Raw genomic sequence first — 12,322 nt, 5'->3', positions numbered from 1 at the left:
CTTGCTCCGCCCTAGAATGACGAAGCTGAGGTGCTTCGGCCAACCTTCGCGGTCGCGTGCTTTCCCGCGCTAAAAACTCAATCGGACAAATGGGTTAGCCGTCTATGCGCAACGCTTGATTCAACGACCTCTCCCATAAAAAACTGAAAGGACCACCCCATGGCCACCACAAAACTGCTCAGCGATGCCGAGGTCGAAAAAATCCCGGCGGTGAAGGCCGTGTTCGACGATATCCGGGCGACGCGGAAATCCGACTTCGTCAACAATTTCTGGCGCGGGCTCGCCAACGATCCCGCATCGCTGAAGCGGGTGTGGGAGCAGCTCAAGGCGGTGATGGTCGCCGACAGCGCCATCGATCCGCTGACCAAGGAAATGATCTACATCGCCGTCTCCACCGCCAATGGCTGTTCCTATTGCATCCACTCGCATACAGCCGCGGCGCGGGCCAAGGGCATGACCGATGCGCAGCACGGCGAGCTGGTGTCAATCATCGGCCTGGCGGGGCAGACCAATCATCTCGTCACGGCGATGCAGATTCCGCTCGATCCGCAGTTTGAGGTGAAGTGAGGCGCGGCTTCTCCTTCTCCCACAGGGGAGAAGGGGAAGCCGCGCTACACTGGCCGGTAAACCCTCTCCGCCGTATTCCAGAAAATATCCGCCTCGGCCTTGGAGCCATGCGGCATCACCGCTGCCCGGTGCGCCTTGATCAGCTCGGCGTGGCTGGTCCAGAGCTTTTCGATCGGAAAGTTCGAGCCGAACATCAGCCGCTCGCTGCCGAGGATTTCGATCGCGTTGTCGACGATGTAGGCGATAAGTTCGGGGTTGTTACGGTGCTCGAACGTGCCGAGCCCGGAGAGCTTGGCGTGGAAATTGGGCGCGGCGGCGAGCGTGCGCAGGCCGGCCTTCCATGCTTCGGTGGTTTCCGGCTCCATGCCGGTCAGCATGCCGGCATGGGTGAGGATGAAATTCGTCTCAGGGTTTTCACCGACAAGGGTCAGTCCGTCCTTCATCTGCGCCGGGAAGAGCTGGAGGTCGAAGGAGAGGCCGTAATCCTTCAGCCGCGCTACATTCTTCCGCACCTTCGGATCGATCACCTGGTCGGCCGCAGCCGCGAAGCGGAAGGCGGGCGTCTCGTGCCAGTGAAGCTGCATGCGCACGCCGCGCAGCAGCTTGTATTTCATCAAACGGTCGATCTGCGGGCGCACGTCGTCGACCGTCATGTCGGCATAGCCGACGATGGCGTGCGGCCAGCCGGTTTCGTCGGCAGTCTTCTGCAGGAAGGCGACTTCCTTCTCGAAATCCTCCTTGGCCCAGTTGGTCTGCACATACACAGCCTTGTCGACGCCGGAGCCTTTCTGGTCTTCGAGGAACTCCGTGATCGGATAATCGCGGCGGATCGGCTCGTAGGGGCCGAAGATGCGCGGCACCATCGGCCCGACCAGCCAGGGCTGGTCCTGCTGGCGCCAGATGTGGAAATGCGCGTCGATGGCTTTCTGCATCACGATACCCTTTTCCAGATGGAATCGGCCGCAGGCGCCGGGCGGGCGAGCGACAGGATGAAAGCGGTCAGGCTTCCGACCGACGAGCCGTCGACCAGGTCGTCGAGCACCGGCAAGATGGCGCGGAGCGCCGACGTTGCGGGCCGAAAGCGCGGATCGCCGGCGAGCGGCGTCGCCAGCGACAGCCGGAAGGCACGGGCACTCAGCCGGCGCATTGCGATCTCCAGTTCGGCATGGCTGCCGCGTTCCAGGCCATCGGACAGGATGACGACGCAGGCGCCGCGCGCGAAGGCTGAAAAGCGCGGCACCGAAAGGAAGGCGAGCAGTGTCGGACCGATGCGGGTGCCGCCGTCCCAATCGTCGACAAGCGCCGCGGCACGGGCGAGCGCCTGCTCACGGTCGCGGATGCGCAGCGCCGAAGTGATGCGGGTAAGCCGTGTGCCGAAGGTAAAAACTTCCGCGCGGTCCGCGCCTTGCACGGCGGTGTGGGCCAGGTTGAGGTAATCGGAGGTGTGCAGCTTCATCGAGCCGGAGACATCGATGAGCAGGAGCAGTTTTCGCGGCACGGTCTGGCGGTGGCGCAGCAACGGCGTGGGGATGTCGCCATCGGCGCTGACGATTTCGCTGAGCGAGCGGCGGAGGTCGAGCGTTCCGCGCCAACGGGCGCGGGCGGTGCGAAAAGAGCGGCGCGCGGGCAGGGCGGATGCAAGCTTGCGGCGAAACTGGCCAAGGCCATTGGCGTCATGCTGGAAATCGCGGCTGCTCAATTGCTCGAGCGCCGAGGAGAGCTCGCCGCCTTTTTCCTGGCGGGCGACTTGGTTCTCTTCCTCGCGCGTGCCGCGATCGTCCTTGACGCGGGTTTCGTCGTCCTCCTCGCCTTCGATCGAAGGCTTGGCGTCGCCGTAGAAATAGGCGCGGAAATGCGCCTCGAATTCGCCGCGGCGATCGGGCGAGGGGGCAAGCGTCGCAAGGGCCGCCTCGCGGATGTCGTCCATCGAGCGCGGGCCGAGCAGGGTGACCGCCTGCATGAAGCTGGTGATTTGTTCTGGGGCGATGGGAAAGGCGTGATCACGGAGCAAACGGGCGAAGCCGAGGAAAGGCGCGGCGGCGCGAGGTAAGTTTTCCTCTCCCCGTTCACGGGGAGAGGATGCCGGCAGGCAGGTGAGGGGCGGCGCCGAGTTCTGCCCAGTGTGGCGCTGCCCCTCATCCGCCCCTTCGGGGCACCTTCTCCCCGTGAACGGGGAGAAGGGATTGTCGAAGTCGCGCATCACCCCAGTGCCCCCTCGACAATCCTCCCCAGTTCCGGCGCGATAGCGGACAAATCCTCCTCGTCCTTGATCAGCACGCCGATGGCCCGCCGAAAGGCTTCCGGCCACGGGCTGCCGCCTTTTTCGAGAATGGTGGCGGCATTCGCCCATTCGACAGCCTCGGCGATGCCCGGCGGCTTGGCAAGCGGCCGCGCGCGGATCTCCTGCACGGCGTTCGCCACGGCTCTCGCGGTCGCCTCGGCGACATCGCTTGCGCGCAGCATGATGATCTCGGCTTCGCGCTGGGCATTGGGGTAACCGATCCAGTGGTAGACGCAGCGCCGGCGCAGCGCCTCGGCCAGCTCGCGGGTGCGGTTGGAGGTCAGGATGACGATCGGCTGCCTTGCGGCGCGGATGGTGCCGCGCTCCGGAATGCTGATCTGGAAGTCGGAGAGGAATTCGAGGAGCAGCGCTTCGAACTCATGGTCGGAGCGGTCGATCTCGTCGACCAGAAGCACGCGCTGATCCGGCGCGCGCAGCACCTGCAGCAATGGCCGGGCGATCAGAAAGCGGTCGTCATAGATGTCGATCTCGTGCTCGCCGGCATGGCGGATCGCAAGCAGCTGGCGCTGGTAGTTCCATTCGTAGAGCGCATGCCCGGCATCGATGCCTTCATAGCATTGCAGGCGTACGAGCTCGCGGCCGAGCAGTTGGGCAACCGCCTTCGCGGCTTCGGTCTTGCCGACGCCCGGCGCGCCTTCGAGCAACAGCGGCTTACCCAGGCGGATCGCCAGGAAGATCGCGGTGGCGAGGCTGTCGTCGGCCAGGTAGCGCGAAGCGGCAAGGCGCTCGGCGATCGCCTCCGGCGAAGCGGCGACTTCAACAGCGTCGGCGCGGGTCATCGTCCCGCTCAGCCCGCGGCCTGCGCCTTCAGCGCGCGCAGGATGCGTTCGGGCGTGATCGGCAACGTGTCGATGCGCACCCCGACCGCATCGAACACGGCATTGGCGATGGCCGGGATTTGCGGGTTGGCGCACATCTCGCCCGGTCCCTTGGCGCCGAACGGCCCATCGGCCGAGGGACGCTCCAGCACGATGATCTCGGTCTCGGCGAGATCGCCCGGACCCGGCATCAGATACTGGTTGAAATCGGTGCCGCCATGGTCGCGGTTCGGATAATAGGGCTCGGTCGTTTCGTAGAGCGCGTGGCTGATGCCCATCCAGGAGCCGCCGACCAGCTGCTGCTCGACCATCTTCGGGTTCAGCGCACGGCCGATCTCGAACACGTTCTTCACTGTGAGCACCGTCACTTCGCCGGTTTCGTCGTCGACCTCTACCTCGGCCACCGTGCAGGCATGGGCATAGCAGGTGGACGGCTTCATTGCGCCGGTCTCCTTCTCCGGATAGGAGCGCGGGATCAGGAACATGCCGCGGCCGGAGATCGAACGGCCTCGCTTGAAGTGCGCCGACAGCGCGACGTCGAAGATCGAGATCGATTTCTGCGGCGCGCCTTTGACCTGGATGTTGCCCTGGCCGTCGGTCTCGAGATCGGAGGCGTTCACCTCAAGCTCCTCGGCGGCCACTTCCAGCATCACCTGGCGCGCTTCCTTGGCCGCCTGGATGACGGCGTTGCCGGCCCGGTGCGTGCCGCGCGAGGCGAAGGTGCCCATGCAGTGCGGGCCCGTGTCGGTGTCGGCGGTGTCGATGACGACGCGATCGGTCGGCACGCCGATCGTCTCGGCGCAGATCTGCGCCATGATCTGTTTCATGCCCTGGCCGAGATCGACGCTGGAGAGCGTGACCATGAAATTGCCGGTCGGCGTCGAGTGCACCAGCGCCTGGGTCGGGTCGCCGCCGAGATTCATGCCGGTCGGATAGTTGATCGCGGCGACGCCGCGTCCACGCCGGATCGCCATCTCAGGCTCCCTTTCTGTAGGAGGACATAGCCATGTATTTTTCGGCCACCGGCCAGTTGGCGGCGCGCGAGGCTTCCTGCATGCATTCGATCAGCGCCGCGCCTTCGGTCGGCTGGCGATGCGCCTTCATGTCGCCGTCGCGATAGGCGTTGAGGAAGCGGAACTCGAGCGGGTCCATGCCGATCAGCCGCGCCAGCTTGTCCATCTGCACTTCCAGCGCGAAGTCGCCGACGGTGACGCCGAAGCCGCGCATGGCCGACGAAGGCGTGCGGTTGGTGTAGACGCAGTAGGTGTCGATCCAGACATTCGGGATCGTATAGGGGCCGGGATAGTGCGCGGCGCCCTTCTGCGCGCCATAGGGGGAATGGCGCGAATAGGCGCCGGCATCGGTGTAGCCGGTCACCTTGCGCGCGACAATGCGGCCGTCCTTCATGACGCCGTCCTTGATCACGACCTTCTCGGCCGCGCGCGGGGACGAGATCTGCATCTCCTCCTCGCGGCTGTAGATAAAACAGACCGGGCGTCCGGTTAACTTGGCCCCGAGGATGGCGATCGGCTCGACGATGACGTCGACCTTGCCGCCGAAGCCGCCGCCGACGGTGCCGCCGACGAAGTGCAGCTTCGAGCCCGGCATCTGCAGGATGATCGAGGTGTTGTCGAGGGTGAAGAACATCGCCTGCGTGTTGGTGTAGCAGGTGAAGCGGTCATTGCCCTCGGGCGCCACCACGCAGCCGGTCGTCTCAGTCGGCGCATGCTCGATCGGGGAGGACTGGTAGGACTGCTCAAGAATATGGTCGGCCTGGGCAAAGCCTGCCTCGACATCGCCGAAGCGCACCTTGCGGCACTCGCCGCTGTCGTAAAGATAATAGTTCTGGCCGTGATATTCGTTGACCAAAGGCGCGCCGGGCTTCAGCGCTTCCTCCATGTCGAAGACGGCCGGCAACACTTCGTAGTCGACCTTCACCTTGGCGGCGGCTTCTTGCGCCGCGCGCTCGGTCTCGGCCAACACCGCCACCACGGCCTCGCCCTTCCAGCGCACCTTGCCGTCGGCAAGCACGGTTTCGTCCTCGGGGCCGATCTGGATCAGGATCAGGATGGTGTAGACATTGTGCGGCACGTCCTTGGCGGTCAGCACCTTGACGACGCCCGGATGCTTCTCCGCCTCGGACGTGTCGATCGAGCGGATGCGGGCATGGTGGTGCGGGCTGCGCACCATCTTCAGATGCAGCATGCCCGGAAAATTGCGGTCGGCAAAATAGGCGGTCTTGCCAGTGACATGTCCCGGCGAATCCAGGCGCGGCCGCGGCTGGCCGATCTCGTTGAGGCCGTCCTTGCGGACATCGGCGAAGTAATCTTTGCGCAGTTCCATGGGCGGTCCCTCAAGCGGCGTTCTGCGAATTGGCGCGCGCGGCGGTCAGCACCGCCTGGATGATCGGCTCGTAGCCGGTGCAGCGGCAGATGTTGCCGGAGAGCGCCTCGACCACGTCCTCACGGCTCGGGTTCGGCGTGCGGTCGAGCAGCACCTTGGCGGCCATGATCATGCCCGGCGTGCAGAAGCCGCATTGCGTAGCGAAGGCATCCAGGAAGGCGCGCTGCAGCGGATGCAGCACGCCGCCTTCGGCAAGACCTGCGGTCGTCCTGATGTCGGCGCCGTTGCAGGTTTCGGCCAGTGTCAGGCAGGAGAGCCGCAACTCGCCATCGATGATGACCGAGCAGGCGCCGCAGGTGCCTTGGTGGCAGCCGCCCTTGGGCGACGTATCGCCGATCTTGTCGCGCAGGGCGTGGAGCAGCGTCGTGCCGCTCTCAATGAATTCGGCCTTTTCGGAACCGTTGAGCGTGAATTGAACTGGGACCTTAGCCATTTTTCCTCCCTGCGCGCCTGCCCGAGACTTCGGACAGACGCACGCCCCCGACGGGCAAAACTAAGCAAGCAGCAACCTGCCGAGATGGACAGGCAGTATCTCGGCACGATACCGGGCGCTGGCGATCGGGTCGGTGATCGGCGAGATGCCTTCGCCAGCCGCTGCAAGCGCCGGCGCGATTTCCTCGGGCGTGAGCTTACAGCCAAGCAATGCCCTTTCCGCAGCTTTGGCGCGCATCGGCCGGTCGGCCATGCAGCCAAGCGCGATGCGGGCGGAGGTGACGGTGCCGTCGGCAGTGCGTTGCATCAGCGCCGCGATGCTCAGCACCGAGATCCCTTTCGGCTTGACGCGCGATATTTTGAGGAAGCGGAAGCTCTCCGTCTTGGGCATCGACAGGCTGACGGCGGTGACGACGGCGCGGCTGGTGTCACGGCCCGCCAGGAACGTCTCGATCGGCAGTTCGCCGTCTTCGGTGACGACGGTCGCGTCCAGCGCCAGCAGCGCCACGGCGAAATCGCCGTAAGGGGCGGGGGCGAACAGATTGCCGCCGACGGTCGCCATGTTGCGGATCGCCGGCCCGCCGACAGCGCGCGCGGCCGGCGCGAGCGCGGCAAGCTCTGGATGACGGTCGATCGCGGCCATGGTGACGGAGGCGCCGAGCCGGACCTTGCCGCCGGAAACCGCGATCTGCGACAGGCCGGGATCGCTGACGCGCACGAGTCGGGAGACGGAAACGTCGCCTTCATTGGCCGCGCGCACGACAAGCGTGCCGCCGCCCATGTAGCGTGCGCCCGCTGTCTGCAGCGCGGCGTTCGCGTCTTTCACGGTGGAAAAAATCTGCAGCGCAAGCGACATGGCGCGCTCCCGTCAGCTCTGGCCGGCGAAATGGGCTTTCAGGGCGTTGAAGCCGCCCTGGAAGACGTTGGCGCCCATGCCCTCGGCGAGCTTGTCGGCTTCCTCGGGCGCGGCGTCGAAGCTCGCCGTCCATTCCGCATAGGTGCGGTTGCCGTCGGTGACACGCCGCAATTGCAGCGTCGCCTTGTGGTTGGTGAGCGGCTGCGGCGTTTCGAGGATCGAGTAGCTGACCAGGAAATTCTCGTCGGAGAAGTCGAGCAGCTTTTCGCGCAGCGTCGCACCGCTGACCAGTTTGAAGTTGCGCACGCAGCCGATCGCGGTGGGGTCCTTGCCGTCCTCGATATGGCTTTCCACCATGCGCGGATGCCAGCTTGGCAGGCCGTTGAAGTCGCGGATGCGCGCCCAGACCTGCTCGACCGGCGCATCGATGACGCTGGAAATGGTGACTTTCGCCATAGACTGGTTCCCTTGCAAAGATCGGGAGCAGGTTAGGGCGGCCGACGAGCCGGCGCTTATCAATGCGTCTTGAGCGCGTATCAACCAGTCGGAAAAACCGGCGCCTTAGGCTGTCGCTCGAGCGGCTTCACGATAGAGTGTCGGCGGCACGCCGACATGGTCGCGGAAGAAGCGCGAGAAATTGCCCTGGGTGGTGAAGCCGAGATTGCAGGCCACCGAGATCAGCGGCTCCTGCGACCACTGCAGCTGGCGAACGGCTTCCTCCATGCGCAGCGTGTTCCAGTAGACGTTCGGCGTCAGGTTGGTCTGTTCCTTGAACAGCGCGAAGAAATGCGGCCGCGACAGACCGACGGAACGGGCGACATCGTCGAAAGAGATGCGCTCGCAGACATTGGCCTTCATCAGCTGGATCGCCTTGCGGACACGGAAGTCGAGCATCGTGTTGATGCGCGCGCGGGCTACCTGCGGCGCCGAAGCATCCGCCGCGTCGAGCACGCTGTCGATGAAGCGCTCGATCTCGTAATTGGCGACATCGTCGATGCTCTCATTGTCGGTCAGGTGATCGAGCAGGTTCGCCGCCGCCTGGTGCAGCCAAGGCTCCAGCGTGATTGCGGCTTGCGTGAACAGCGGCGCCGACGAAGGCAGGTCGCGGCGCCGGCGCGCCCAGTCCGGGTCGATGTAGAAGGCCAGGAACAGGCCGGGCCTGCCGTCGCGGGAAAGAGCGTGGCTGTGCGGCTGGAACGAATTGATGCCGGCCGCGGTGTCCGGTCCAAGCCGCACCGTGTCGCGGCCGATGGTCATTTCTCCTGCGGTGCCTTCCAGCCAGATGATGAGATGTGCCTCGCCATGGGCATGGGTGACGAAGTCGTTGGCGACATTCAGCACGGAAACATGTCCGAACCGGCCCCAGTAGAGCCTGATCGCGTCCGTCATGGGTATCGTTCCTCCCGCAGGCGACTGGCCTCCCTTCGCCTGCTTCTGAATAGTGCGGCCGGGGTGCGGCCGCGTCAAGGCGGGCAGGCGCGGCGGAACTTGCGTTCAAAGCGCCTGGATGGATTTTCAGACTGAGCGATAGGGGGCGGTTTCTCCTTCTCCCCTTGCGGGAGAAGGTGGATCGGCGCGATAGCGCCGAGACGGATGAGGGGTGTTCCGGCGGAGTGAGACGTTGGCCTTCCCTGGAGCCCCCCTCATCCGTCGCCTTCGGCGACACCTTCCCCCACAAGGGGGGAAGGGGGAACCTAATCGCTGCGGCGGAAATTGCGGATGCGGTCGAAGAGCACCGCCAGGATGATAGCGCCGCCGATGAAGGTGCCTTGCCAGAAGGCGTTAATGCCAAGCAGGCCCAAGCTGTTGCGGATCACCTCGATGAGGGCGGCGCCGACGATGGCGCCGAGCGCGGTGCCGACGCCGCCGGCGAGATTGGCGCCGCCGATGACGGTGGCGGCGATGACCTGCAGTTCCATGCCGGTGCCGAGATTGGTGGTGACGGCGCCGAGCCAGCCGGTCTGGATGATGCCGGCGAGCCCCGCCGACAAGGCCGAGATCATGTAGACGGCGACCTTGATCTGCTTGACGGGAACGCCGGTCAGCGTCGCCGCGTGCTCATTGCCGCCGATGGCGAAAATGTGCCGGCCGAACTTGGTCCAGCGCAGGATGAAGCCGGTGATCAGCGCCAGGATGATCATGTAGAGCACCGGATTGGCGATGCCGAAAACCCAGGCGCCGCCGCCCAACGCCAGAAGCTTCTGGTGGTCCGGCCCGAACTGGAAGACCACGGTGTTGTTCGAAGCGACCATGGCAAGGCTGCGCGCCACCGACAGCATGCCGAGCGTCACCACGAAGGGCGGGAAGCCGAGATAGGCGATGAGCACGCCGTTGAAGGCGCCGATGGCCAGCGCGGTCGCGATCGTGGCCAGGATGCCGATCTCGATCGAATAGCCGGCATGCATGGTGACGGCGAGCACCATGGAGCACAGGCAAAGCACCGAGCCGACCGAGAGGTCGATGCCGCCGGTGATGATGACGAAGGTCATGCCCAGCGCGACGATGGCGACGAAGGTGACGTTGCGGGTGATGTTGAAGAGGTTCTTCGAGGTGGCGAAGGAATCGGTGGCGAAGGACAGGAACAGGCAGGCGAGGATGACCGCGATCACCACCCAGAAAGTCTGGTTGGCAAAGAGCCGCGACAGGAAAGTGTGCTGCTTCTGCGCGATCGTCTGGTCAAGGGTGACTGCCATTATCGACCTTTCCTGAGAGGTGGGGCGCGGAACCCTTTGCGTCACGCCACCCGTTCAAATCCGTGGGTCATGCCACCTGTTCGATGGCGCCGGTGATCAGCCCGGTGACTTCCTCGGGCGAGCTCGAGGCGATCTTCTTGTCGGCGACCTTGCGGCCGCGCCGCATGACGATGACGCGGTCGGCGACGTCGAATACGTCGGGCATGCGGTGGCTGATCAGCACCACGGCGATGCCCTGGTCGCGCAGATGGCGGATGAGGTTCAGCACTTCGGCGACCTGCCTGACCGAGATCGCCGCCGTCGGCTCGTCCATCAGCACGATCTTGGCCTGCGACAGCATGGTGCGGGCAATCGCCACCGCCTGGCGCTGGCCGCCCGACATCTGCTTGACTAGGTCGCGCGGACGCGTCTCGGATTTCAGCTCGGCAAAGAGCTGGCCGGCGCGCTTGTACATTGCGGCGTAGTCGAGGATGCGGAACGGGCCGACGCCGCGGCGCAGCTCGCGGCCGAGATAGACGTTCGCCGCGGCCGTCAGATTGTTGCAGAGGGCGAGGTCCTGGTGGACGATCTCGATGCCGTGCTGGCGAGCGTCCGCCGGCTTGTGCATGACAAGCTCCTTGCCCTCCAGATGCATGGTGCCGTGGCTCGGGCGGAAATTGCCGGCGATCATCTTCACCAGCGTCGACTTGCCGGCGCCGTTGTCGCCCATCAGGCCGACGACCTCGCCAGCCTCCAGCGAGAACGAGACGTCGTTGACCGCCTGGATGGCGCCGAAATGTTTCGAGATATTGGCGAGTTCGAGAACCGACACCAGCCTTAGGCCTCCCCATTTGTCGACGCAGCCTTCCGCCGGACCCGCCGGCGCCACTTACGTCCCGCCCGTCCATCTCCTCACGAACGGCGCGGTAGATGCATTTAGGCAAAAGCCGGCAAAGGCGTCAATCAATTGTCTGACGATTAATTTCGAGACTCGACAAAAAATCTGTTTTGTAGGACAAATAAGAATTGACGCTGGCGAAAAGCCGATATTAGCTAAGTCTCGGAGGAAGACTTTGCTCCACGTCCGCCTGTCCGGCGGAGGGCGGGCGAATGGTTTGATGATCCGGCTGCGCAATATTTTGGGCAAACGGATCGGGAAATGCTTGTCAGCCCGGTGCAGGACGCGACCATCATGAGATGCTGGTCATGGTCTTGTGCATCCGGGCTGATCAGTGTGGCGGGCACGCGGTGTCCGTCTGTTTCAAGGGAGGACTGATATGAGGAAAACACTTTTGCTTGCCGCCGTCGCCGCCATGGCGTTGGGCGCCGGGCCGGCTTTGGCCAAGAAACAGCTCGTCATCGTTGTGAAAGGTCTCGACAATCCGTTCTTCGAAGCCATCCATCAGGGCTGCGAGAAGTGGAACAAGGAAAACGCCAGCTCGGAATATGAATGCTTCTACACCGGCCCGGCATCGACTTCGGACGAAGCCGGCGAAGCACAGATCGTGCAAGACATGCTGAGCAAGCCCGACACGGCGGCGATGGCGATCTCGCCGTCCAACGCGCCGCTGATCGCGCAGACGATCAAGAGCGCCAATCCGTCGATCCCGATCATGACGGTCGACGCCGACCTTGCCAAGGAAGACGCAGCCCTTCGCAAGACCTATCTCGGCACCGACAACTATCTGATGGGCAAGAAGATCGGCGAGTACATCAAGAAGGCCAAGCCCAATGGCGGCACGATCTGCACCATCGAAGGCAATCCGGCGGCCGACAACATCCTGCGCCGCGCGCAAGGCATGCGCGATGCGCTGTCGGGCAAGGAAGGCCTCGCGGCGCTGAAGGGTGAAGGCGGCTGGACCGAAGTCGCCGGCTGCCCGGTGTTCACCAATGACGACGGCGCCAAGGGCGTGCAGGCGATGACCGACATCCTTGCCGCCAATCCAAAGCTCGACGCCTTCGGCATCATGGGCGGCTGGCCGCTGTTCGGCGCACCGCAGCCCTATCGCGACCTGTTCAAGCCGATGGCCGACAAGATCGCCAAGAACGAGTTCGTCATCGGCGCCGCCGACACGATCGGCGACGAGGTGGCGATCGCCAAGGAAGGCCTAGTGACCGCGCTGGTCGGCCAGCGGCCGTTCGAAATGGGCTATAAGGCACCGTCGGTCATGCTCGACCTCATCGCCGGCAAGAAGGTCGACGATCCGGTCTTCACCGGCCTCGACGAATGCACCAAGGAAACGGCCGACACCTGCATCCAGAAGTAGGCGCC

At 64.5% G+C, this 12,322-nt stretch carries 13 protein-coding genes; 2 read left to right on the top strand and 11 right to left on the bottom strand.

The window, feature by feature from the left end:
* Positions 1-159 precede the first annotated feature (159 nt).
* Positions 160-567 carry a carboxymuconolactone decarboxylase family protein gene (locus P9273_RS07185; protein ID WP_040984089.1) on the top strand — a complete coding sequence of 136 codons (408 nt, stop codon included), beginning with the start codon at positions 160-162 and terminating at the stop codon, positions 565-567.
* A gap of 44 nt (positions 568-611) precedes the next feature.
* On the opposite strand, the gene P9273_RS07180 is transcribed toward P9273_RS07185, so the two are convergent.
* The 11 genes from P9273_RS07180 to P9273_RS07130 all read right to left on the bottom strand — a co-directional run bounded on the left by P9273_RS07180 (position 612) and on the right by P9273_RS07130 (position 10,882).
* Positions 612-1,499: an amidohydrolase family protein gene (locus tag P9273_RS07180; protein ID WP_278048393.1), complete on the bottom strand. Its 888-nt coding sequence runs from the start codon at positions 1,497-1,499 to the stop codon at positions 612-614.
* On the bottom strand, positions 1,499-2,527 hold the full coding sequence (locus tag P9273_RS07175; protein WP_442920193.1) for a vWA domain-containing protein: 1,029 nt from the start codon (positions 2,525-2,527) through the stop codon (positions 1,499-1,501). The genes P9273_RS07180 and P9273_RS07175 overlap by 1 nt, the downstream gene beginning before the upstream one ends.
* A gap of 239 nt (positions 2,528-2,766) precedes the next feature.
* Positions 2,767-3,648: an AAA family ATPase gene (locus tag P9273_RS07170; protein WP_278048250.1), complete on the bottom strand. Its 882-nt coding sequence runs from the start codon at positions 3,646-3,648 to the stop codon at positions 2,767-2,769.
* Between the two features lie 8 nt (positions 3,649-3,656).
* Positions 3,657-4,661, bottom strand: coding sequence for a xanthine dehydrogenase family protein molybdopterin-binding subunit (locus P9273_RS07165; protein WP_278048249.1), 1,005 nt, complete (start codon positions 4,659-4,661; stop codon positions 3,657-3,659).
* Between the two features lies 1 nt (position 4,662).
* Positions 4,663-6,030: a xanthine dehydrogenase family protein molybdopterin-binding subunit gene (locus tag P9273_RS07160; RefSeq protein ID WP_278048248.1), complete on the bottom strand. Its 1,368-nt coding sequence runs from the start codon at positions 6,028-6,030 to the stop codon at positions 4,663-4,665.
* A 10-nt stretch (positions 6,031-6,040) separates the two neighbouring features.
* Entirely contained in the window at positions 6,041-6,523 is a 483-nt protein-coding gene (locus P9273_RS07155; protein WP_278048247.1) for a (2Fe-2S)-binding protein, read from the bottom strand.
* A 60-nt stretch (positions 6,524-6,583) separates the two neighbouring features.
* Positions 6,584-7,378, bottom strand: coding sequence for an FAD binding domain-containing protein (locus P9273_RS07150; RefSeq protein ID WP_278048246.1), 795 nt, complete (start codon positions 7,376-7,378; stop codon positions 6,584-6,586).
* A 12-nt stretch (positions 7,379-7,390) separates the two neighbouring features.
* On the bottom strand, positions 7,391-7,834 hold the full coding sequence (locus tag P9273_RS07145) for an SRPBCC family protein (protein WP_278048245.1): 444 nt from the start codon (positions 7,832-7,834) through the stop codon (positions 7,391-7,393).
* Between the two features lie 105 nt (positions 7,835-7,939).
* Positions 7,940-8,767, bottom strand: coding sequence for an AraC family transcriptional regulator (locus tag P9273_RS07140; protein WP_278048244.1), 828 nt, complete (start codon positions 8,765-8,767; stop codon positions 7,940-7,942).
* Between the two features lie 305 nt (positions 8,768-9,072).
* A complete protein-coding gene (locus P9273_RS07135; RefSeq protein WP_040995969.1) occupies positions 9,073-10,071 on the bottom strand; it encodes an ABC transporter permease in 999 nt (332 codons plus the stop codon).
* 67 nt (positions 10,072-10,138) lie between these two features.
* The gene (locus P9273_RS07130) at positions 10,139-10,882 is read right to left on the bottom strand and encodes an ATP-binding cassette domain-containing protein (RefSeq protein WP_040996233.1); all 744 of its coding nucleotides are present in this window, start codon (positions 10,880-10,882) and stop codon (positions 10,139-10,141) included.
* 445 nt (positions 10,883-11,327) lie between these two features.
* On the opposite strand from P9273_RS07130, the gene P9273_RS07125 reads away from it, so the two are divergent.
* Positions 11,328-12,317: a sugar-binding protein gene (locus P9273_RS07125; RefSeq protein WP_040995967.1), complete on the top strand. Its 990-nt coding sequence runs from the start codon at positions 11,328-11,330 to the stop codon at positions 12,315-12,317.
* Positions 12,318-12,322: the final 5 nt, after the last annotated feature.

The sequence above is a fragment of the Mesorhizobium sp. WSM4935 genome (genome assembly GCF_029625735.1).
Taxonomy (GTDB): domain Bacteria; phylum Pseudomonadota; class Alphaproteobacteria; order Rhizobiales; family Rhizobiaceae; genus Mesorhizobium.
This window is presented reverse-complemented; position numbering and strand designations above follow the sequence as displayed.

Coding starts and splice junctions, on each gene's coding strand:
- P9273_RS07185 (WP_040984089.1), top strand. CDS start 160: ATGGCCACCACAAAACTGCTCAGCGATGCCGAGGTCGAAAAAATCCCG.
- P9273_RS07180 (WP_278048393.1), bottom strand. CDS start 1,499: ATGCAGAAAGCCATCGACGCGCATTTCCACATCTGGCGCCAGCAGGAC.
- P9273_RS07175 (WP_442920193.1), bottom strand. CDS start 2,527: ATGCAGGCGGTCACCCTGCTCGGCCCGCGCTCGATGGACGACATCCGC.
- P9273_RS07170 (WP_278048250.1), bottom strand. CDS start 3,648: ATGACCCGCGCCGACGCTGTTGAAGTCGCCGCTTCGCCGGAGGCGATC.
- P9273_RS07165 (WP_278048249.1), bottom strand. CDS start 4,661: ATGGCGATCCGGCGTGGACGCGGCGTCGCCGCGATCAACTATCCGACC.
- P9273_RS07160 (WP_278048248.1), bottom strand. CDS start 6,030: ATGGAACTGCGCAAAGATTACTTCGCCGATGTCCGCAAGGACGGCCTC.
- P9273_RS07155 (WP_278048247.1), bottom strand. CDS start 6,523: ATGGCTAAGGTCCCAGTTCAATTCACGCTCAACGGTTCCGAAAAGGCC.
- P9273_RS07150 (WP_278048246.1), bottom strand. CDS start 7,378: ATGTCGCTTGCGCTGCAGATTTTTTCCACCGTGAAAGACGCGAACGCC.
- P9273_RS07145 (WP_278048245.1), bottom strand. CDS start 7,834: ATGGCGAAAGTCACCATTTCCAGCGTCATCGATGCGCCGGTCGAGCAG.
- P9273_RS07140 (WP_278048244.1), bottom strand. CDS start 8,767: ATGACGGACGCGATCAGGCTCTACTGGGGCCGGTTCGGACATGTTTCC.
- P9273_RS07135 (WP_040995969.1), bottom strand. CDS start 10,071: ATGGCAGTCACCCTTGACCAGACGATCGCGCAGAAGCAGCACACTTTC.
- P9273_RS07125 (WP_040995967.1), top strand. CDS start 11,328: ATGAGGAAAACACTTTTGCTTGCCGCCGTCGCCGCCATGGCGTTGGGC.